This window comes from Aquabacterium sp. A3 (genome assembly GCF_038069945.1).
Classification (GTDB): Bacteria; Pseudomonadota; Gammaproteobacteria; order Burkholderiales; family Burkholderiaceae_C; genus Aquabacterium.
Window position 1 is genome coordinate 36293 of record NZ_JBBPEV010000006.1, and the last position, 21362, is coordinate 57654.

The window sequence follows — 21362 nt, forward strand, 5'->3', positions numbered from 1 at the left end:
TCAGCGATCGGTCGGTTGAAAGATCCGGTGCGACCTGGCTCAGGCCACCCACACCGTTGAGCACGAACTGTAAAAAGCCGTGGCTTTCAACTGGCTTTCAATCTCGACCGGGACAAACCCCAGGGAAGGCTCGCAGCCGCGCCGCCCAGTCAACCGGCCGCGCGGCGGTCGCCACAAGCCGGCCAGCGCATCGTGACCTCAAACGCTCCGCTGGCCCGCGCATCGATGTGCAAACGTCCCCCATGGCGCTGCGCAATGCGAGAGGCGATGTCCAGCCCCAGGCCCGCCCCGCCCTGCTGAGCGCCCACACCGCGCACGAACGCGCGCTCATGACGCGCCGAACGTGCCCACAGCGCCCGCAGCGCCTCGGGCGCCGGCTCGCCATGACTGGACACCTGGATCACCCACATGGCGCCATCATCCGATGACTCCAGGGCGGCACGTGCGGTGACCGCACTGCCCGGATGCGCATAGCGCAAGGCGTTGTCCAGCAAATTGCTCAACGCCTCGCGCCACAGCGTCTCGTCTCCTTGCACCATCAGCGTGTCGGGCACCTCCACCCCCAGGTCCAGGTCACGCTGCCGGGCGCGCCGCAACAACGGCGTCACGGTCGCACGCATGGTTTCAGCCAGATCAAAACGGTGCCATTGCGGCTCCACCGTCTCTGATCTGGCCAGGCTGAGCAACTGATTGGTGCTGCGCGTGGCCACGTCAATCTGATCGACCATGGCCTGCAGACTGTGGGTCACCTCGGGAGAGACCACGCCATCGGCGGCCACCCTCAGGGCGTAGTCGACCTGGGTGCGCAAGGTGGTCAACGGTGTGCGCAATTGGTGTGACGCATCGTCAAGAAACTGCCGCTGCTGGTCTGCCAGGGCCTGGCGCCTGTGCATCTGCAGGTTGACCGCCTGCACCAAGGGCCGCACATCGCGGGGCAAGGCCGTCGTGTCCAGCGGCGACAAATCAGACGCCCGACGACGCCGCACCTCGGCCTCCAGGCGCCGCAGTGGCGTCAAGCCCCAGGCCACCACCAGCACGCCCGAGGTCAACAAAATCCCCAGCACCACGCCCGCACGCAAGAGGCTGTTGCGCACAAACTGCTCCGCGAATTGCTCGCGCGACCGGGCCTGCTCGGCCACCTGGATCAGCACCGGCGTGGACGGGCCGTCCGCCCCCTGCAAGCGCACCTGCGTGAGCAAAGCGCCCATGCGCACACGCTCGCCCAGGTACACCGCATCACGAAACACAGGCGTGTCAGGACGCAGGCTGCCGAGGCCGGGGGCGGGCAAGTCCAGGTTGCCCACCTCGACCAGGCCGTCCAAGGTGGCCACCCTGAAGTACACGTGGCCCGAAGCGGTCAACTCCAGCAGCTCGAACAAACGGTAGGGAAGCTCCACCGCCAGGCCGCCTGAGGCGGTGGAGATGTTGGCCTCGATCGCCTTGAGGGCGCCGCGGATGGAGCGGTCATAGGCGCTGTTGGCCGCCGCCAGCGCCTCTCGCTGGGTGGACCACAACTCGACCGACATGGTCAGCAGCATCAGAGGCAACAAACACACCAGCAATCGACGACGCAGGCTCATGCCCTGCCACAGCCCTGGTCGGTCGGTGCATGGACCGGGGGCGGGCAAATCGGTCTCGTCGCTTGGCTCAGTCGGCGGCTTCAAGGGCATAGCCCAGACCCCGGTAGGTCACGATGAGCAGGCCGCTGCCCTCCAGCCGCTTGCGCAGGCGGTGCACCAGCACCTCAATCACATCGGGCAGCACATCGTCCTGGTCGGAGAACACGCGCGCAATGATCTGGGCTTTGCTCATGGGTTCGCCCGCACGCTGGATCAGAGCGCGCAGCACGGCATGCTCGCGAGGCGACAAATGCAGGAGTTGATCGGCCAGGGTGAACTGCTTGCTATCGGTGTCGTACTGCAAACCACCGCACGCCAGGCGTGGATTGTCTGCACCGCGTGCGCGGCGCACCAGCGCCATCAGGCGCGCCTCCAGCTCTTCAAGTGCAAAGGGCTTGGCCAGGAAGTCGTCTGCCCCCTGGTTGAGCACCTGCACCCGCTCGGCCAACGAATCGCGCGCGGTCAAGATCAACACGGGCAGGCGCCGATCACGGGCCCTCAGGCGCTGCAGCAACTGACGCCCGCCCAGACCGGGCAGGCCCAAGTCCAGGATCAGGGCGTCATAGTCGCCATCGTCCAGCGCCCGCTCGGCCAATTGACCATCGTCCACCCAGTCGACCTGCGTGCCTGAACGCGCCAGGGCCTTGGACAACCACTCGCCCAGTGCATGCTCGTCTTCGGCCAGCAACACCCTCACGTGAGCCTCCCGGGTTGCGCGTCAGATCAACGTGCGCGGCGCGCCTTGACCGCCTTGGACAGGATCTCCAGCACCTTCTCGGAGTCGTCCCAGCCAATGCAGGCATCGGTGATCGACTGCCCGTACGCCAGCTTGGCCGGATCGTCCTTGCCCGGCGTGAACTTCTGGGCGCCTGCGCACAGGTGGCTTTCCACCATCACGCCAAACACCTTCTTCGATCCACCGCTGACCTGGGCGGCGATGTCTTCGGCCACCACCACCTGGCGCTCATGCTGCTTGGAGCTGTTGGCGTGGCTGAAGTCCACCATCAGCGACGGATGCAGCTTGGCGGCTTCCAGGTCTTTGCACGCCGCCGCCACACTGTCGGCATCGTAGTTCGGGGCCTTGCCACCGCGCAGGATGACGTGGCAATCGGGGTTGCCGGCCGTCTCCACGATGGCGACCTGACCGTTCTTGTGCACCGACAGAAAGTGGTGCGGGCGCGAGGCCGACTGGATGGCGTCGGTGGCGATCTTGATGTTGCCGTCGGTGCCGTTCTTGAAGCCGATCGGCGCGCTGATGCCCGAGGCCAACTCACGGTGGATCTGGCTTTCCGTGGTGCGGGCCCCGATGGCGCCCCAGCTGATGAGGTCACCGATGTACTGCGGCGAGATCACGTCCAAGAATTCGCTGGCCGCCGGCACCCCCAGGCGGTTGATCTCCAGCAGCAGATGACGGGCCATGCGCAGGCCCTCGTCGATCTTGTAGGACTCATCGAGGTACGGGTCGTTGATCAGGCCCTTCCAGCCCACGGTGGTGCGGGGCTTCTCGAAGTACACGCGCATCACCACTTCCAGCGTGTCCTTGTGCTGCTCGCGCAGCGGCAGCAGGCGCTTGGCGTACTCGATGGCTGCGGCCGGATCGTGGATGGAGCAAGGACCGATGATGACCAGCAAGCGGTCGTCCTTGCCGTTGATGATCTTGCGGATGGACTTGCGCGTGCCCGCCACCAGGGTCTCGACCGCCGTGCCACGGATCGGGAAGAATCGGATCAAGTGCTCGGGCGGCGGCAAGGGCGTGACGTTCTTGATGCGCTCGTCATCGGTCTGCGAAGTCTTGTCGGCGGGCGGGACCCAGCCGGCGGCGGCGCTGGATTTGGCGGTCATGGGGCTTGTTCCTGTTGCGGTGGTCGGTCGAAAAAAAACCGCCGGTGGGTACCGGCGGTTTTCAGGGTTGACGTGGTTCGCTTAAAGGGCGTCCACTCCTGCGCCGGTGTGGGGCGGGAGATGAAAGAAACCAAAATAAAAGCGAACGGTCGTGTCCATGCACACAAATGTAGCACGAGGAAGGGCTTGCCGCTCAAGCCTTGAGTTGCCCCAACAAGGTATCCGCGCTGCTCACCCCGTAGCCGCCCCCCTCTTCGTCGTTCAGCACCGACACCACGCCATCCTTGAGCAGCATCGAATAACGCCCAGAGCGCAGGCCCAGCCCCTTGGCCGTCAGGTCCAGCGTCAGCCCCGTGGCCTTGGCGAAATCGGCACTGCCGTCGGCCAGGAACCGCACCTTGCCTGCCGCCCCCAATTGGCGAGCCCACGCGCCCATCACGAACGCGTCGTTCACCGACACGCACCAGACCTCGTCCACACCGGCGGCCTTGAAGGCCTCGACCTGCTCGATGTAGCCAGGGGCATGGCGCTCGGAGCACGTGGGCGTGAACGCGCCCGGCACCCCGAACAGCGCGATGGTCTTGCCCGCGCTGGCCTGCGCGACCGCCACCGGGTTGGGCCCCAAGGCACAGCCCTCGGTGGGCACATCGATGTACTCGAACAGGGTCACGGCAGGCACCGCGTCGCCAACTTTGATCATGGTCACTCCTGATGAAAAACGCCGGACACAAAAAAACCGGTTGCCAGTATCACTGGACAACCGGTTTCAGCGCGGGGGGCGGGTCAAACCCACGCCCGCGTCAGGGCATCAACACCAACGATCAGGCCGCGCGTGCCTTCTCGACCAGGCGGGCAACCACCCAGTTCTTGGTCTTCGACAGGGGACGGCTTTCAACGATTTCGACCAGGTCACCGATCTTGAATTCGTTGTTTTCGTCGTGGGCGTGGTACTTGGCCGAACGAGCCACGATCTTGCCGTAGAGCTCGTGCTTCACACGGCGCTCCACCAGCACGGTCACGGTCTTGTTGCGGGCGTCAGAGACGACCTTGCCGACCAGGCTGCGCACCACTTTGGCGCGAGTTTGAGCTTCCGTCATTTGGCGGCTCCTTGCTTCTTCTCGGTGAGGATGGTCCGAGCGCGAGCGATGTCGCGACGGGTCTTCTTCAGAGCCGAGTGATCGTTGAGCTGCTGGGTCGCACGCTGCATGCGCAGGTTGAAATGCGACTTCAACAGGTCCTTGATTTCCGTTTCCAGCGCTGCCACATCCTTGGCGCGCAGTTCAGAGGCTTTAGCCATGTCTTTCTCCTTGCGCGTCATCAGATGCCAAACTCGCGGCCCACGAAGGTCGTGGACAGCGGCAGCTTGGCGGCGGCCAGTTTGAAGGCTTCGCGAGCGAGTTGCTCAGGAACACCCTGGATCTCGTACAGCACCTTGCCGGGGGTGATCTCGGCCACGTAGTACTCCACGTTACCCTTACCGTTGCCCATACGGACTTCGGCCGGCTTGTTGGAGATGGGCTTGTCCGGGAACACGCGGATGAAGATGCGGCCGCCACGCTTGACGTGACGCGAAATCGCACGACGGGCTGCTTCGATCTGGCGGGCGGTGATGCGACCGCGCTCGGTCGCCTTCAGGCCGAATTCGCCAAAAGACACATCGGCGCCACGGGTGGCGACACCGGTGTTGCGGCCCTTGTGCTCCTTGCGGAACTTGCGACGATTAGGTTGCAACATGTTTATTCTCCTTTCGCTTCGGCAGCAGGAGCTGCCTTGCGAACGCGCTTGGCGTCAGCGGCCACGGCCGGCTTGTCGCTGCCATCGGCAGGCGCACCGTCAGCACGGGGGGCGCCACGGCCACCACGGGGACCACGACGGTCACCAGGGCGGTCGCTGCGAGGACCACGGCGGTTACGACGATCGTCTTCACGGTCGTCACCCTTCAGCACGGGGGCTTCACCATTGGCCAGGCGGTCACCACGGTAGACCCACACCTTCACACCGATCACACCGTAGGTGGTGTGGGCTTCGGAGAAGCCGTAGTCGATGTCGGCGCGCAGGGTGTGCAGGGGCACACGGCCTTCACGGTACCACTCGGTACGGGCGATTTCGGCGCCGTTCAGACGGCCACCCGACATGATCTTGATGCCTTGGGCACCCAGACGCATGGCGTTTTGCATCGCACGCTTCATGGCGCGGCGGAACATGATGCGCTTTTCCAGCTGCTGCGTGATCGAATCGGCGATCAGCTGAGCATCGACTTCGGGCTTGCGCACTTCTTCGATGTTCACCGAGACCGGGCAATTCAGACGCTTGGCCAGTTCGAGCTTCAGGTTTTCGATGTCTTCGCCCTTCTTGCCGATCACCACGCCCGGACGAGCCGAGAAGATGGTGATGCGTGCGCTCTTGGCGGGACGCTCGATCAAGATGCGCGACACGGCCGCGTTCTTGAGCTTCTTTTTCAGGAATTCGCGGACTTCCAGGTCTTCAGCCAGCATCGAGGCGAAATTGCGATTGGTGGCGTACCAACGCGATGCCCAGTTGCGGGTGACGGCCAGGCGGAAGCCGGTTGGGTGGATTTTTTGTCCCATGATCAGCCTCTGCTTAGTTGCCCACGGTCACATAAATGTGGCAGGTTGGCTTGCTGATGCGGTTGCCGCGGCCCTTGGCACGTGCGGTGAAACGCTTCAGCGTGGCGCCTTGCTCCACATAAATGGTCTTGACCTTCAGTTCGTCGATGTCCGCGCCGTCATTGTGTTCGGCGTTGGCGATCGCAGATTCCAGTGCCTTCTTGATGATGCCGGCAGCCTTCTTCTGGGTGAACGTCAGGATGTTGAGGGCCTGATCGACCTTTTTGCCACGGATGAGATCCGCCACCAGACGACCCTTGTCGACCGACAGGCGAACGCCGCGAACGATTGCTTTCGTTTCCATCGCAGCTGCTCCTTATTTCTTGGCTTTCTTGTCGCCAGGGTGACCCTTGAACGTACGGGTCAGGGCGAACTCGCCGAGCTTGTGGCCAACCATCTGGTCCTGGATGTACACGGGCACGTGCTGCTTGCCGTTGTGCACAGCAATGGTCAGGCCGATGAACTCAGGCAGGATGGTCGAACGACGCGACCAGGTCTTGACAGGCTTCTTGTCCTTGGTGGACACAGCCTTCTCAACCTTGGCCAAGAGATGATGGTCCACGAACGGACCTTTTTTCAGAGAACGAGCCATTTCAGCCTACCCCTTACTTCTTGCGACGCGAAACGATGAACGTCTGCGTGCGCTTGTTGTTGCGGGTGCGGTAGCCCTTCGTCAGCGTGTTCCACGGCGACACAGGGGCTTGACCTTCACCAGTACGGCCTTCACCACCACCGTGCGGGTGGTCAACCGGGTTCATGGCGGTACCACGGACGGTCGGACGGATGCCCTTCCAGCGGATGGCGCCGGCCTTGCCGTATTGACGCAGGCTGTGCTCTTCGTTGCTCACTTCACCCAGGGTGGCGCGGCATTCGATGTGGATCTTGCGAACCTCACCGGAGCGCAGGCGAACCTGAGCGTAGGTGCCTTCACGGGCCATCAACACAGCGGACGTACCGGCCGCACGAACGATCTGACCGCCCTTGCCAGGCAGCAGCTCGATGTTGTGGATGGTCGAACCCACGGGGATGTTGCGGATGGGCAGCGTGTTGCCAGCCTTGATCGGGGCTTCAGAGCCGCTGATCACGACCGAGCCCACTTCCAGGCCACGGGGCGCGAGGATGTAGCGACGCTCACCGTCGGCGTAACACACCAGAGCGATGTGGGCCGTGCGGTTGGGGTCGTACTCGATGCGTTCAACCTTGGCAGGAATGCCGTCCTTGGTGCGACGGAAGTCCACCACACGGTAGTGGTGCTTGTGACCACCGCCCTTGTGGCGCATCGTGATGTGACCGTTGTTGTTACGGCCAGACTTCTGCTTTTGAGGTTCCAGCAGGGGTGCGTAGCCTTCGCCCTTGTGCAGGTGCTTGTGCACCACCTTCACCACGGCACGTTGGCCGGGCGTGGTTGGTTTGAGTTTGACGACAGCCATGATTACGCAGCCTCCCCAGAGAAGTTCAGCTCTTGACCGTCCTTCAGGCACACAAAGGCCTTCTTGGCGTGGTCACGACGGCCGACGCGGCCACCGAAGCGCTTGACTTTGCCCTTCTGATTCAGGACTTGCACCGACTTCACTTCGACCTTGAACAGCAGCTCAACGGCGGCCTTGATCTCGGGCTTGGTGGCGTCGCGCAGCACCTTGAACAGCACTTGACCGCGGTTCTCGGCAGCGTCGGTGGCCTTCTCCGAGATGATCGGAGCGACCAGCACCTGCAGCAGGCGGCCTTCATCAATTTTCAGAGTGCTCATGCGAACATCTCCTGGAGCTTGTCGATCGCAGCCTTGGTCACGAGCACCTTCTTGTAGTGCACCAGCGACAGCGGATCGGCGTAACGGGGCTCAACCACCAGCACGTTCGGCAGGTTGCGCGAAGCCAGGGCCAGGTTCTCGTCGACGTTGTCGGCGATCACCAGCACGTGGTCGAGGTTCATGGCCTTCAGCTTGGCAGCCAGCAGCTTGGTCTTCGGGGCTTCGACAGCGATCGAATCCACGACGGCCAGGCGGCCTTCACGGGCCAGTTGCGAGAAGATGGTGGCCATGGCGGCGCGGTACATCTTCTTGTTGACCTTCTGCGCGAAGTTTTCTTCAGGCAGGTTCGGGAAAATGCGACCACCCCCACGCCACAGCGGCGAGGACGACATACCAGCACGAGCGCGGCCGGTGCCCTTTTGGCGCCAGGGCTTCTTGGTGGTGTGCTTGACCTGCTCACGGTCCTTCTGGGCGCGGGTGCCTTGACGGGCGTTGGCCTGGTAGGCCACCACGACCTGGTGAACCAGGGCTTCGTTGTAGTCACGGCCGAACACGGCGTCAGCGGCGTCCACCTTGGAGGCGGCCTGACCCTGTTCGTTCAGGAGTTCCAGCTGTGCCATCAGTTGGCTCCTTTCTTGACTTTGACCTTCACGGCAGGACGAACGGTCACGAAACCGCCCTTCGAGCCGGGAACAGCGCCCTTGACCAGCAGCAGTTGACGAGCTTCGTCAACGCGCACGATGTCCAGGTTCTGCGTGGTCACGGTGTCGACACCCATGTGACCGGTCATCTTCTTGCCGGGGAACACGCGGCCAGGATCCTGGGCCATCGAGATCGAACCGGGCACGTTGTGCGAACGCGAGTTACCGTGCGAAGCACGTTGCGAACCGAAGTTGTGGCGCTTGATGGTGCCGGCAAAGCCCTTACCGATCGAAGTGCCCTGCACGTCGACCTTCTGACCAGGCTGGAACAGCGAGGCGGGGGCGATGGTGGCGCCGGCCTTCAATTCAGCAGCCACTTCAGGGGCCACGCGGAATTCGCGCGAGATTTCGCCGGCTTCAACGCCAGCCTTGGCCAGGTGACCCGCTTCGGGCTTGGTCACACGGGATGCCTTGCGGGCACCGAACACCACTTGCACAGCGGTGTAGCCGTCGGTCTCAACGGTTTTGACCTGGGACACGCGATTGTTGGACACATCCAGCACCGTCACAGGCACGGCATCGCCGTCGTCTGTGTAGATGCGCATCATGCCCACCTTGCGGCCCAGCAATCCGAGACGATTGCTAAGACTCATGATTTTTCTCCAGCCCCACCATGGAGGCCTTTTACACACACCCGACATCGATTGGCCGGGGGCTCGAACTTGCCCGCCTTCAAGCCAGCGGCCACACACTCACGCGCACGACCAACCAACCCAATGACGGGAAAGCCCGCGATCATATCAGCGCAACGCCAGTCATGCAAGCGCGGCGCACACAAAATCCACCAGAAAGCAAAAAGCCGCCCCGGTGCCGCTTTCGCGACTTGGGCGGCTCGGCGATCAACGGCCCGAAGGCCCCGGATCACTGCAGCTTGATCTCGACGTCCACGCCAGCAGGCAGGTCCAGCTTCATCAGGGCGTCAACCGTCTTGTCGGTCGGGTCGACGATGTCCATCAGGCGCTGGTGGGTGCGAATTTCGAACTGGTCGCGCGACGTCTTGTTGACGTGCGGCGAACGCAGGATGTCGAAACGCTGCAGGCGGGTCGGCAGGGGCACGGGACCCTTGACGATGGCGCCGGTACGCTTGGCGGTTTCCACGATTTCAGCCGACGATTGATCGATCAGCTTGTAATCGAAGGCCTTCAGGCGGATACGGATCTTTTGTTGTGCCATGACACACTTCCTTTGAATTAAAGAGCGATGACGCCTGCGCTGAACACGGGTTCAGGCGCAGGCCAGTGTCATGCGACGATCAGTCGAGGATCTTGGCAACCACGCCGGCGCCGACGGTGCGACCGCCTTCACGGATGGCGAAACGCAGACCTTCTTCCATGGCGATCGGGGCGATCAGCTTGACGGTGATCGACACGTTGTCGCCAGGCATGACCATTTCCTTGTCGGCGGGCAGCTCGATGGAACCGGTCACGTCGGTCGTGCGGAAGTAGAACTGAGGACGGTAGTTGTTGAAGAACGGCGTGTGACGGCCGCCTTCGTCCTTGCTCAGAACGTAGATTTCGCCGGTGAAGTGGGTGTGCGGGGTGATCGAACCCGGCTTGCACAGCACCTGACCGCGCTGAACGTCTTCACGCTTGGTGCCGCGCAGCAGGATGCCCACGTTGTCGCCAGCTTGACCTTGGTCCAGCAGCTTGCGGAACATTTCCACGCCCGTGCAGGTGGTCTTCTGGGTGGCAGCGATACCGACGATTTCGATTTCTTCACCAACCTTGATCACGCCGCGCTCGATACGGCCGGTCACCACGGTGCCGCGACCCGAGATCGAGAACACGTCTTCCACAGGCATCAGGAAGGTGCCGTCCACAGCGCGCTCAGGCGTGGGGATGTAGCTGTCCAGTGCGTCGGCCAGGGCCATGATGGCTTGCTCGCCCAGCTCGCCCGTGTCGCCTTCCAGCGCCAGCTTGGCCGAACCCTTGATGATCGGGGTGTCGTCGCCAGGGAAGTCGTACTTGCTCAAGAGCTCGCGCACTTCCATTTCCACCAGCTCCAGCAGCTCGGCGTCGTCCACCATGTCGGCCTTGTTCAGGAAGACGATGATGTAAGGCACGCCCACCTGGCGGCTCAGCAGGATGTGTTCACGCGTCTGGGGCATCGGGCCGTCAGCGGCCGAGCACACCAGGATGGCGCCGTCCATCTGGGCGGCACCGGTGATCATGTTCTTGACGTAGTCGGCGTGACCAGGGCAGTCCACGTGAGCGTAGTGGCGGTTGGCCGTTTCGTACTCAACGTGGGCGGTGTTGATGGTGATGCCGCGGGCCTTTTCTTCAGGCGCTGCATCGATCTGGTCGTAGGCCTTGGCTTCGCCGCCGAACTTCTTCGACAGAACGGTCGCGATGGCAGCCGTCAGGGTGGTCTTGCCGTGGTCAACGTGACCGATGGTGCCCACGTTGACGTGCGGCTTGGTCCGTTCGAACTTTTCCTTGGACATGTGTTTTCTCCAAACAAAGAACAGTCGCCCGTGCGGGTTTAAGGTTTCCGGCAAAGGCTTGCCACGGGCAGCAAGCCAACCACATCAAGTGGCGCCGAAGACCATCCAAAAATTGAAGCGTCGGATCCTACCATCACGCGCGCCCATTTCCAGTCAATGGGACGTGCGCGAGGAGGAAAAACCCGATCAGTTCTTCGAGCGTGCGGTGATGATCGCGTCGGCCACGTTCTTGGGAGCTTCAGCGTATTGCTTGAACTCCATGGTGTACGTGGCGCGACCTTGCGTGGCGGAGCGCAGCGAGGTCGAGTAGCCGAACATTTCCGACAGCGGCACTTCGGCCTTGATGACCTTGCCACCGCCGACCATGTCGTCCATGCCCTGCACCATGCCGCGACGCGACGACAGGTCGCCCATCACGGTACCGGCGTAATCTTCAGGCGTTTCGACTTCCACGGCCATCATGGGCTCAAGGATCACGGGCGACGCGCGGCGGCAGCCTTCCTTGAAGCCCATCGAAGCGGCCATCTTGAAGGCGTTTTCGTTCGAGTCCACATCGTGGTACGAACCGAAGGTCAGGCGCACGCGCACGTCCACCACCGGGTAGCCGGCCAGCACGCCAGCGCCCAGGGTGTCGATGATGCCCTTTTCCACCGCGGGGATGTACTCGCGGGGCACCACACCGCCCTTGATCTCGTCGACGAACTCGAAGCCCTTGCCGCCCGGCTCCATCGGCTCGACGGTCAGCACGACGTGACCGTACTGGCCCTTACCGCCCGACTGACGCACGAACTTGCCTTCGACTTCGGTGACGGTCTTGCGGATGGTTTCGCGGTAGGCCACTTGCGGCTTGCCCACGTTGGCTTCCACACCGAACTCGCGCTTCATGCGGTCAACGATGATTTCCAGGTGGAGCTCGCCCATGCCGGCGATGATGGTCTGACCGGATTCTTCGTCGGTGCGCACGCGGAACGAGGGATCTTCAGCGGCCAGACGCGACAGGGCGATGCCCATCTTTTCCTGGTCGGCCTTGGACTTGGGCTCCACGGCCTGTGCGATCACGGGCTCAGGGAAGACCATCTTTTCCAGGGTGATGATGGCGTCGGGGTCACACAGCGTTTCGCCGGTGGTCACGTCCTTCAGGCCCACGCACGCAGCGATGTCACCGGCCAGAATTTCCTTGATTTCTTCACGCTCGTTGGCGTGCATCTGCAGGATACGGCCGATGCGCTCTTTCTTGCCCTTGATGGGGTTGAAGACGGAGTCGCCCGAGTTCAACACACCCGAGTACACGCGCACGAAGGTCAACTGACCCACATACGGGTCGGTCATCAGCTTGAACGCCAGGGCCGAGAACTTCTCGCTGTCGTCGGCCTTGCGGCTGGTGGGCTGGTCGTCTTCGTCGGTGCCACCCACAGGCGGGATGTCCACCGGCGAGGGCAGGTAGTCGATCACGGCGTCGAGCATGCGCTGCACGCCCTTGTTCTTGAAGGCGGTGCCGCACAGCATCGGTTGAATTTCAACGTTGATGGTGCGGGTGCGCAGAGCCAGCTTGATCTCGTCCTCGGTGAGGTCGCCCTCTTCCAGGTACTTGTTCATGAGCTCTTCCGAGGCTTCGGCCGCGGCTTCGATCATGTTCTCACGCCACTTCTTGGCGTCCTCCACCAGGTTGGCGGGGATGTCTTCGTAGGTGAACTTGGTGCCTTGCGAAGCCTCGTCCCAAATGATGGCCTTCATCTTCAGCAGGTCGACCACGCCCTGGAAGTTTTCTTCCGCGCCGATGGGGATCACCACGGGCACAGGGTTGGCCTTCAGGCGGGTGCGCATCTGGTCATAGACCTTGAAGAAGTTGGCGCCGGTGCGGTCCATCTTGTTCACGAAGGCCAGACGGGGCACCTTGTACTTGTTGGCTTGGCGCCAGACGGTTTCCGACTGGGGCTGCACGCCACCCACGGCGCAGTACACCATGCAGGCGCCGTCGAGCACGCGCATGGAACGCTCCACCTCGATGGTGAAGTCCACGTGGCCCGGGGTGTCGATGATGTTGAAGCGGTGCTCGGGGTAGGACGCGTCCATGCCCTTCCAGAAGCAGGTGGTGGCGGCCGAGGTGATGGTGATGCCGCGCTCTTGCTCCTGCTCCATCCAGTCCATGGTGGCGGCGCCTTCGTGCACTTCACCGATCTTGTGGTTCACACCGGTGTAGAACAGGATGCGCTCGGTCGTGGTGGTCTTGCCGGCGTCGATGTGGGCCGAGATACCGATATTGCGGTAGCGCTCGATCGGGGTCTTGCGTGCCATGTGGTCACTCCAGATTGGGCAAAGCGCCGGATGCGACGAACGCAAACCGGACGCTTGAATTGAAGCTGCTGAGCAGCCGGTGGATCAGAAACGGAAGTGCGAGAAGGCCTTGTTGGCTTCGGCCATGCGGTGAACTTCGTCGCGCTTCTTCATGGCGCCGCCGCGGCCTTCAGCGGCCTCGAGCAGCTCGTTGGCCAAACGTTGGGCCATCGACTTCTCGGAGCGCTTGCGCGACGATTCCTTGAGCCAGCGCATGGCCAGGGCCACGCGGCGAGAGGGGCGAACTTCAACGGGAACTTGGTAGTTCGCGCCACCCACGCGGCGAGACTTCACTTCGACCACGGGCTTGACGTTGTTCAAGGCAGTGTGGAACACCTCCAGCGGGTCCTTGCCGGCCTTGGTTTCGACCTGCTCCAGGGCGCCATAAATGATGCGCTCTGCAACGGCCTTCTTGCCGGATTCCATGATCACGTTCATGAACTTGGACAGCTCGACCGATCCGAACTTCGGATCGGGCAGGATTTCACGCTTGGGTACTTCGCGACGACGAGGCATTTCTATTCCTTTCAATGCTTCAGTTGATGCTGGCTGGGCTCGCAACCCATCGTTGCCGGCATCCGGAGCCTGATCAACAGACTCCACTTACTCAGTTCAGACCGGACCATTCCGGCAGAACCGCCACCTCGGCCTTCTCTTCTTGAGCGTGCCACCTTCAAGTGACAGGCCGATGAAGTCGAGCCGAATCTTGTTGTTTGCTCAGACGACCGATCAGGCCTTCTTGGGGCGCTTGGCGCCGTACTTCGAGCGGGACTGCTTGCGGTCCTTGACGCCTTGCAGGTCAAGAGAGCCACGCACGATGTGGTAACGCACACCGGGCAAGTCCTTCACACGGCCGCCGCGCACCAGCACGACGCTGTGCTCTTGCAGGTTGTGGCCTTCACCGCCGATGTACGAGATGACCTCGAAACCGTTGGTCAGGCGAACCTTGGCGACTTTACGCAGCGCGGAGTTCGGCTTCTTGGGGGTGGTGGTGTACACGCGGGTGCACACACCGCGGCGCTGCGGGCAGTTCTCCATCGCAGGCGACTTGGACTTCGTGATCTCGACCTGGCGGCCTTGACGCACGAGCTGGTTGATCGTAGGCATTATTTGCTTCCGTAGTTCCCGTTGACATGAGCAGGCGACGGATCTCGCCTGCCATCCAGTTCTTCGCAGCCCGCTGGACGCCGCGCCCACACACCCCAACCAAAGGAGCGCGCGGCCACAACAGCACCCGCAAGACAATGCGAAAAGCTTTCCATTCTATCGTCAAGCGCACTCACCCCGCAAGAGGGGACTCGCCCTGGGCCTGCACATGCGATTTCTGCGCACAAAGCGGCCAGACATTCACCTTTTTGCCCCAGGGTTTTCCTGTCCTGCATTCCAGGTGATTGCGCTGCGGTTTGAAGTCGATAGAGTGTGAACAATTGCCGGTGAAACTTCACGCCGCAAGCCTAAACTGCTAAGGAGACAACTGTGTCCAAATACATTCGTCATGCGCTGATGCTCGCCGCATTCAGTGCTCCGCTGGTTGCCCATGCAACCAACACCACCGAGTTCGACTTTGGCCAGCTCCTGACCAGCACGAACACGGCCCCCACCTTCACCGAGGGCGGCATCACGCTGACCGCACGCGGCTACAACAGCAGCAACCAGCAAAAGAGCGTGTCGGAAGGGCTGGGCGGCCTGGGCGTCACCAGCTCCTTCCTGGACAGCAGCGCCATCTCTGGCGGTGAATACCTCACGCTCACCTTCAGCCAACAGGTCAACCTGACGTCGCTGGATTTTGGCGATTGGGCCAATGGCATCGACAAGGCCATTCTGAGCTGGGGCAACAACTCCCTGACGCTGACCAACAGCAACAATGGCCTGTTCAGCAGCGTGTTCGACCTGACCAACGTGCTGGGAACCACATTCAAGCTGCAATCCAGCGGCTCGCTGACCTCGTTCAAGCTGGATGCCTTGACCGTGGGCGCGGTGCCCGCCATCCCTGAGCCCTCCACTTATGCACTGATGGGCCTGGGCCTGGTTGGCATGGCGCTCGCAGTTCGTCGTCGTCGTGCCGCCTGAGCAGGCGCAGCGCGTTCATCGTGCTCCAAAGAAAAAGGCCCCGCGGGGCCTTTTTTCATGGTGATTCAGCCAGACTGAATCAGCGCAAGAGGCGCGTCAGCACCTGGGCACCCTTGAGGCCCAGCCAGGTAGACGCTGCCACCAAGGCGGCACCCAGGGCCATGGACGGCTCTTCGACACCATGCTGGTAAGCGAGCATGGCGATCAGACCCGCCAGGAAACCCAGGATCACACCCGCCTTGTCCAACTCCAGCAGTGTAGAGTCGGAGGCGGCACGTTCGATTCGTTGCGACATCACGTTGGCCATGTCAATCTCCTTCTGAGGGTTGGCAATGAACCAATGATAAGGGAAAACCCGACAGATAGGTGAAAACCCTTGTAACGAGGTGTGTTTATCTGCGCATCAGCCACCCGCACCACCCAGCACCTGCCCCATGGATGATCAACGCCTGATTCCCGATGCTTTCCTGGCGGTGTACCGCGACGCACGAGGACGTCTGCTGATTCGACACGAGGAACTGCTGGCTCGGCACGAATGCTGCGAGGACTTGTGTCAAGCCCTGCTGGAGCAAGTTCGCTGGCTGCCCTCAGAGCACGGCGTGCCGGCCGGCGAGTTGGCTGAAAGGGTGCTGGGCTCGGTTCAGAATCCATTGCTGCTGCGCGATGTGGAACGGCCCTGGGCCATCGGTCGTTTGACCGAGTTGTTGAATGGCCCCTCATTTGCGTGATGCATTGCGCGCCGTTTCCGGGGTTCTGATCGACGTCAAAGTCGTGGGGCCTTGAAAAGTACACAGTTGGATACACCCCACCGTATCAAGACCTTGGGGGTTGTCCAAAGGAGTACAAGATGGACCTGACTCAACACGTTCGACACGCCCTGGCCCGCACGGGAGGCCTCACCTTGCTCTGTGTTGCCCTGTCTGGCGCGGTGCACGCCAGCACGATCACGGTGCCGGTGCTGCCTGCGGATGATGTGGTCAATGGCCGGTATTGGGGCTATTTCGGCCAGGGTAGTTGGACCGACGCTGGCGCCAACCCAAACACGGTATCTCATCGCTACATGCCTGGCGATGGCGAGTGGATGCGCACTCGCCTGACCTTTCAGTTAGGAGAAGTGTCGCTCGAGCCGACCGAGATCACATCGGTGAAGCTTTTTCTGGACGTCTTGACGATCTGGAGCGATGGCAGCAACGAAGTCGGGCAGATCAGCGGCGTGGGGCCGGTTCTGGCCTCTCAAGGCACGGGCTGGAAGAGTTACGACGCCACGACACCGGTGCTGGCGGCCCTGACGCGAGGCGACGCCACCATCAGCCTCACGGTGGACTACGTCGGCTACACCGGCTTCCAGTTCGGCAGCGCCGAGGGAGGTCAACCGGCTTATCTGCAGTTCGCCACCGCTGCGCCGGTCCCTGAGGCAGATGTCGTGGCCCTCGCGCTGGCTGGCCTTGGGGTGGTGGGTTTCATGTACCAGCGTCGCCGTCGAGCAGGCTGAGTCCGCAAGACCCCATTAAAAAAGCGCCAGGCTCTCGCCTGGCGCTTTGCTTCTCTGGGTGCGCGGCGGTGGCCGCGGCCACCTCACACTCGGCACTCACTCGGCAGTGGCGCCTCCTTCGGCGGACTCGGCCGCATCGGCACCGTCATCCAGGGCAGCCAGTTCGAGCGCAGCGCGCTCCTGAGCCTCCTGCATGGCGATGGCGCGACGCTCGGTGTCGTCCATCTCTTCCTTGGCCTTGCGGGCCTGGTGGTACGCCATGCCGGTACCGGCAGGGATCAGGCGGCCCACAATGACGTTTTCCTTCAGGCCACGCAGTTCGTCGCGCTTGCCCATGATGGCAGCCTCGGTGAGCACGCGGGTGGTTTCCTGGAAGGAAGCGGCCGAGATGAAGGAGTCGGTCGACAGCGAGGCCTTGGTGATGCCCAGCAGCACATCGCTGTGCGTGGCGATCAGCTTGCCCTCGGCGCGCAGCTTGTCGTTGGTGTCCAGCAGTTCCGAACGCTCGACCTGTTCGCCAGCGATGTAGGACGAGTCGCCGGGGTTGACGATCTGAACGCGACGCAGCATCTGGCGAACGATCACCTGGATGTGCTTGTCGTTGATCTTCACGCCTTGCAAACGATAGACGTCCTGCACCTCGTCAACGATGTAACGAGCCAGCTCTTCGATGCCCAGCAGACGCAGGATGTCTTGCGGATCGGCTGCACCGTCAACGATCAATTCGCCGCGGTTGACCACCTGACCTTCGTGCACCAGGATGTTCTTTTCCTTGGGCACGAGCTCTTCCCAGATCTGACCTTCGGGGTCGGTGATCTGCAGGCGAACCTTACCCTTGGTTTCCTTGCCGAAGGACACGGTACCCGTGATCTCGGCCAGCGCACCCTTGTCCTTGGGCGAACGGGCTTCGAACAGCTCAGCCACACGCGGCAGACCGCCGGTGATGTCGCGGGTCTTCTGACCTTCGATGGGGATGCGCGCCAGCACTTCACCAGGCGACAGGTCTTGGCCATCGCGGATCTGGATGAGCGCGCCCACCTGGAAACCGATGGTCACGGCATGGTCGGTGCCCGGGATCTTCACTTCCGAGCCCGAAGCGTCCAGCAGCTTGACCTGCGGACGCACCACCTTGGCGGCGCCACGGCGCTTCGGATCGATCACGACCAGGGTCGACAGACCGGTCACTTCGTCCACCTGCTTGGCCACGGTCACGCCTTCTTCGACGTTCTCGAACTTGGCCTGACCGGCGAACTCGGTGATGATCGGGCGGGTCAGCGGATCCCAGGTGGCGAGGACCAGGCCAGCCTTGATGGTCTGGTCGGCCTTGACGTTGAGCTGCGCACCGTACGGCACCTTGTGGCGCTCGCGCTCACGGCCGTGCTGGTCGGAGATGACGATTTCGCCGGAACGCGAAATCACCACCAGAACGCCCTTGCCGTTGGTCACGTAGCGCATCGTGGCGTTGAAGCCGATGATGCCGTCGGATTTGGCTTCGACGCTGGAGGCGATGGCGGCGCGCGATGCGGCACCACCGATGTGGAAGGTCCGCATGGTCAGCTGCGTGCCTGGCTCACCGATCGACTGAGCGGCGATCACGCCCACCGCTTCACCGGAGTTCACCAGACCACCGCGGCCGAGGTCGCGGCCGTAGCACTTGGCGCACAGGCCGTAACGGGTGGCGCAGGTCAGCGGGGTGCGCACCTTGACTTCGTCGACGCCAGCGGCTTCGAGCTCGTCCAGCACATCCTCGTCGAGCATGGTGCCGGCGGCCACCACCACTTGCTGTGTCTCGGGGTGCAGCACGTCGGTCGCGGGCACGCGGCCCAGGATGCGGTCGCGCAGCGACTCGATGACTTCACCGCCTTCAACGAGGGCGCGCGTCACGATGCCTTGATCGGTGCCGCAATCGTCGGTGGTGACCACCAAATCCTGCGTCACGTCCACCAGACGACGGGTCAGGTAACCCGAGTTCGCGGTCTTCAACGCCGTGTCCGCCAGGCCCTTACGGGCACCGTGGGTGGAGATGAAGTACTGCAACACGTTCAGACCTTCACGGAAGTTCGCCGTGATGGGGGTCTCGATGATGGAGCCGTCCGGCTTGGCCATCAGGCCGCGCATGCCGGCCAGCTGGCGGATCTGGGCCGCGCTACCGCGGGCACCCGAGTCGGCCATCATGTAGATCGAGTTGAACGATTCCTGGTCAACTTCGTTGCCGTGGCGGTCGATGGTCTTTTGCTTGGACAGCTGCGACATCATGACCTTGCCGACTTCGTCGCCGGTCTTGCCCCAGATGTCCACGACCTTGTTGTAGCGCTCGCCAGCGGTCACCAGACCGGAGACGTACTGCTGTTCGATTTCCTTGACTTCCTTCTCGGCACGCTCGATCAGCTCGTACTTCTGCTTGGGCACCAGCATGTCGTCGATGGCGATCGAGATGCCTGCACGGGTGGCCAGACGGAAGCCGTTTTGCAGCAGCTTGTCGGCGAACACCACGGTGTCCTTCAGACCGCACTTGCGGAATGAGGTGTTGATCAGGCGCGAGATTTCCTTCTTCTTCAGCGCCTTGTTGATGTTGCTGAAGGGCAGGCCCTTGGGCAGGATCTCGGACAGCAGGGCGCGACCCACGGTGGTCTCGACCAGCTTGGTTTCGGGCACGAACTCGCCCGTGACCTTGTCCTTGACCCACTCGGTCAGGCGCACGTTGATCTTGGCGGTGATCTCGACCACACCGTTGTCCAGCGCGCGCTGAACTTCGGGAATGTCGGCAAAGATCATGCCTTCGCCCTTGCCATTGGTGCGCTCGCGGGTGGCGTAGTACAGGCCCAGCACCACGTCTTGCGACGGCACGATGGAGGGCTCGCCGTTGGCGGGGAACAGCACGTTGTTGGACGCCAGCATCAGGGTGCGGGCTTCCATCTGCGCTTCGATCGACAGCGGCACGTGAACGGCCATCTGGTCACCGTCGAAGTCGGCGTTGAAGGCCGCGCAAACCAGCGGGTGCAACTGGATGGCCTTGCCTTCGATCAGCACGGGCTCAAACGCCTGGATGCCCAGACGGTGCAGCGTGGGGGCGCGGTTCAGCAGAACCGGGTGCTCCTTGATGACCTCTTCCAGGATGTCCCACACCACCGGGGTGCCGGATTCGACTTCCTTCTTCGCCGCCTTGATGGTGGTGGCGATGCCCATGGCTTCCAGGCGCGAGAAGATGAAGGGCTTGAACAGCTCCAGCGCCATCAGCTTGGGCAGGCCGCACTGGTGCAGCTTGAGGGTCGGGCCCACGGTGATCACGGAACGACCGGAGTAGTCGACGCGCTTGCCCAGCAGGTTCTGACGGAAGCGACCCGACTTGCCCTTGATCATGTCGGCCAGCGACTTCAGGGCGCGCTTGTTGGCGCCCGTCATGGCCTTGCCACGACGACCGTTGTCCAGCAGCGAGTCCACAGCCTCCTGCAGCATGCGCTTTTCGTTGCGCACGATGATCTCGGGGGCCTTCAACTCCAGCAGGCGAGCCAGACGGTTGTTGCGGTTGATGACGCGACGATAGAGGTCGTTCAGGTCAGACGTGGCGAAGCGGCCACCGTCCAGCGGCACCAGCGGACGCAGATCGGGCGGCAGCACGGGCAGCACGTCCATCACCATCCAGTTGGGCTTGATGCCGGACTTCTTGAACGCTTCCATCACCTTCAGGCGCTTGGCGTTCTTCTTGATCTTCAGCTCGGAGCCGGTCATGTCGTTGCGGATCTTGTCGATCTCAACGTCCAGGTCCATCTCTTCCAGCAGCTTCTTGACGCCTTCGGCGCCCATCAGGGCTTCGAACTCGTCACCGTACTCCAGGCGCTTGGCGTCGTAGTCGTCCTCGGACATGATGCTGAACTTCTTCAGCGGGGTCATGCCGGGGTCGGTCACCACATAGGCTTCAAAGTACAGCACACGCTCGATGTCGCGCAGGGTCATGTCCAGCACCAGGCCCAGACGCGACGGCAGCGACTTCAGGAACCAGATGTGGGCGCACGGCGCGGCCAGCTCGATGTGGCCCATGCGGTCACGACGAACCTTGGTCTGCGTGACTTCCACGCCGCACTTTTCGCAGATGACGCCGCGGTGCTTCAGGCGCTTGTACTTGCCGCACAGGCACTCGTAGTCCTTGATCGGGCCAAAGATCTTGGCGCAGAACAGACCGTCACGCTCGGGCTTGAACGTGCGGTAGTTGATCGTTTCGGGCTTCTTCACCTCACCGAACGACCAGCTGCGGATTTTCTCCGGCGACGCCAGGCCGATCTTGATGGCATCGAAATGCTCATCGGGGGTGAATTGCTTGAAGAGATCCAGCAAGCCTTTCATGGCTTTCTCCTAAATATTCAGTGCACGGTTGGAGATCGAAATTGAAGCGAAGGCATGAAGGGTCCATGGCATGCCAGGCAAGGCGAGAGGGAGGGCCGCATAGCAGCGCTATGCAACCGACCGATCAACGCCGCTTGGCGTGGCAT

24 protein-coding genes are annotated in these 21362 nt (G+C 62.4%); 3 read left to right on the forward strand and 21 right to left on the reverse strand.

The genetic code is table 11. The features are described 5' to 3' along the window. Positions 1–149: 149 nt before the first annotated feature. The 19 genes from WNB94_RS15890 to rpsL all read right to left on the reverse strand — a co-directional run bounded on the left by WNB94_RS15890 (position 150) and on the right by rpsL (position 14420). A complete protein-coding gene (locus WNB94_RS15890) occupies positions 150–1580 on the reverse strand; it encodes a sensor histidine kinase (RefSeq protein WP_341391355.1) in 1431 nt (476 codons plus the stop codon). Between the two features lie 67 nt (positions 1581–1647). Further along, entirely contained in the window at positions 1648–2316 is a 669-nt protein-coding gene (locus tag WNB94_RS15895; protein WP_341391356.1) for a response regulator, read from the reverse strand. A gap of 26 nt (positions 2317–2342) precedes the next feature. Then, positions 2343–3461 carry a 3-deoxy-7-phosphoheptulonate synthase gene (locus tag WNB94_RS15900; RefSeq protein WP_341391357.1) on the reverse strand — a complete coding sequence of 373 codons (1119 nt, stop codon included), beginning with the start codon at positions 3459–3461 and terminating at the stop codon, positions 2343–2345. A gap of 193 nt (positions 3462–3654) precedes the next feature. Beyond that, the gene (locus tag WNB94_RS15905; RefSeq protein ID WP_341391358.1) at positions 3655–4161 is read right to left on the reverse strand and encodes a peroxiredoxin; all 507 of its coding nucleotides are present in this window, start codon (positions 4159–4161) and stop codon (positions 3655–3657) included. Positions 4162–4282: 121 nt separating this feature from the next. Further along, a complete protein-coding gene (rpsQ, locus tag WNB94_RS15910; RefSeq protein ID WP_341391359.1) occupies positions 4283–4558 on the reverse strand; it encodes a 30S ribosomal protein S17 in 276 nt (91 codons plus the stop codon). Further along, entirely contained in the window at positions 4555–4758 is a 204-nt protein-coding gene (gene rpmC / locus WNB94_RS15915) for a 50S ribosomal protein L29 (RefSeq protein WP_341391360.1), read from the reverse strand. Before rpmC ends, rpsQ begins: the two co-directional genes overlap by 4 nt. A gap of 20 nt (positions 4759–4778) precedes the next feature. Beyond that, positions 4779–5195 (reverse strand): 50S ribosomal protein L16, encoded by a 417-nt coding sequence (gene rplP / locus WNB94_RS15920; RefSeq protein WP_341391361.1) that lies wholly within the window; start codon positions 5193–5195, stop codon positions 4779–4781. Positions 5196–5197: 2 nt separating this feature from the next. After that, positions 5198–6049, reverse strand: coding sequence for a 30S ribosomal protein S3 (gene rpsC, locus WNB94_RS15925; RefSeq protein ID WP_341391362.1), 852 nt, complete (start codon positions 6047–6049; stop codon positions 5198–5200). A 13-nt stretch (positions 6050–6062) separates the two neighbouring features. Next, on the reverse strand, positions 6063–6392 hold the full coding sequence (gene rplV / locus WNB94_RS15930; protein ID WP_341391363.1) for a 50S ribosomal protein L22: 330 nt from the start codon (positions 6390–6392) through the stop codon (positions 6063–6065). A gap of 12 nt (positions 6393–6404) precedes the next feature. Continuing rightward, positions 6405–6680, reverse strand: coding sequence for a 30S ribosomal protein S19 (rpsS, locus tag WNB94_RS15935; RefSeq protein ID WP_058087407.1), 276 nt, complete (start codon positions 6678–6680; stop codon positions 6405–6407). Between the two features lie 13 nt (positions 6681–6693). Continuing rightward, positions 6694–7518, reverse strand: coding sequence for a 50S ribosomal protein L2 (rplB, locus tag WNB94_RS15940; RefSeq protein WP_341391364.1), 825 nt, complete (start codon positions 7516–7518; stop codon positions 6694–6696). Positions 7519–7520: 2 nt separating this feature from the next. After that, the gene (gene rplW / locus WNB94_RS15945; protein WP_341391365.1) at positions 7521–7835 is read right to left on the reverse strand and encodes a 50S ribosomal protein L23; all 315 of its coding nucleotides are present in this window, start codon (positions 7833–7835) and stop codon (positions 7521–7523) included. Further along, entirely contained in the window at positions 7832–8455 is a 624-nt protein-coding gene (gene rplD, locus WNB94_RS15950) for a 50S ribosomal protein L4 (protein WP_341391366.1), read from the reverse strand. The genes rplW and rplD overlap by 4 nt, the downstream gene beginning before the upstream one ends. After that, positions 8455–9129 carry a 50S ribosomal protein L3 gene (gene rplC, locus WNB94_RS15955; protein ID WP_341391367.1) on the reverse strand — a complete coding sequence of 225 codons (675 nt, stop codon included), beginning with the start codon at positions 9127–9129 and terminating at the stop codon, positions 8455–8457. Before rplC ends, rplD begins: the two co-directional genes overlap by 1 nt. 268 nt (positions 9130–9397) lie before the next feature. Beyond that, a complete protein-coding gene (gene rpsJ, locus WNB94_RS15960) occupies positions 9398–9709 on the reverse strand; it encodes a 30S ribosomal protein S10 (RefSeq protein ID WP_035037922.1) in 312 nt (103 codons plus the stop codon). A 79-nt stretch (positions 9710–9788) separates the two neighbouring features. After that, positions 9789–10979 (reverse strand): elongation factor Tu, encoded by a 1191-nt coding sequence (tuf, locus tag WNB94_RS15965; protein ID WP_341391368.1) that lies wholly within the window; start codon positions 10977–10979, stop codon positions 9789–9791. 186 nt (positions 10980–11165) lie between these two features. Then, on the reverse strand, positions 11166–13274 hold the full coding sequence (gene fusA / locus WNB94_RS15970) for an elongation factor G (RefSeq protein ID WP_341391369.1): 2109 nt from the start codon (positions 13272–13274) through the stop codon (positions 11166–11168). Positions 13275–13358: 84 nt separating this feature from the next. Then, a complete protein-coding gene (rpsG, locus tag WNB94_RS15975; RefSeq protein WP_161651140.1) occupies positions 13359–13829 on the reverse strand; it encodes a 30S ribosomal protein S7 in 471 nt (156 codons plus the stop codon). Positions 13830–14042: 213 nt separating this feature from the next. After that, on the reverse strand, positions 14043–14420 hold the full coding sequence (gene rpsL / locus WNB94_RS15980; protein WP_341391370.1) for a 30S ribosomal protein S12: 378 nt from the start codon (positions 14418–14420) through the stop codon (positions 14043–14045). A 369-nt stretch (positions 14421–14789) separates the two neighbouring features. Here rpsL and WNB94_RS15985 point away from each other — a divergent pair, with 369 nt between their 5' ends. Then, the gene (locus WNB94_RS15985) at positions 14790–15383 is read left to right on the forward strand and encodes a PEP-CTERM sorting domain-containing protein (RefSeq protein WP_341391371.1); all 594 of its coding nucleotides are present in this window, start codon (positions 14790–14792) and stop codon (positions 15381–15383) included. A 79-nt stretch (positions 15384–15462) separates the two neighbouring features. Here the strand turns inward: WNB94_RS15985 and WNB94_RS15990 are convergent, their stop codons facing one another. Then, on the reverse strand, positions 15463–15690 hold the full coding sequence (locus tag WNB94_RS15990) for a hypothetical protein (protein ID WP_341391372.1): 228 nt from the start codon (positions 15688–15690) through the stop codon (positions 15463–15465). Positions 15691–15817: 127 nt separating this feature from the next. Here WNB94_RS15990 and WNB94_RS15995 point away from each other — a divergent pair, with 127 nt between their 5' ends. Continuing rightward, positions 15818–16111, forward strand: a complete 294-nt coding sequence (locus tag WNB94_RS15995) for a hypothetical protein (protein ID WP_341391373.1) — start codon at positions 15818–15820, stop codon at positions 16109–16111. 119 nt (positions 16112–16230) lie between these two features. Further along, positions 16231–16875: a hypothetical protein gene (locus WNB94_RS16000; protein WP_341391374.1), complete on the forward strand. Its 645-nt coding sequence runs from the start codon at positions 16231–16233 to the stop codon at positions 16873–16875. Between the two features lie 96 nt (positions 16876–16971). Here the strand turns inward: WNB94_RS16000 and rpoC are convergent, their stop codons facing one another. Continuing rightward, a complete protein-coding gene (gene rpoC / locus WNB94_RS16005) occupies positions 16972–21216 on the reverse strand; it encodes a DNA-directed RNA polymerase subunit beta' (RefSeq protein WP_341391375.1) in 4245 nt (1414 codons plus the stop codon). Between the last annotated feature and the right edge of the window lie 146 nt (positions 21217–21362).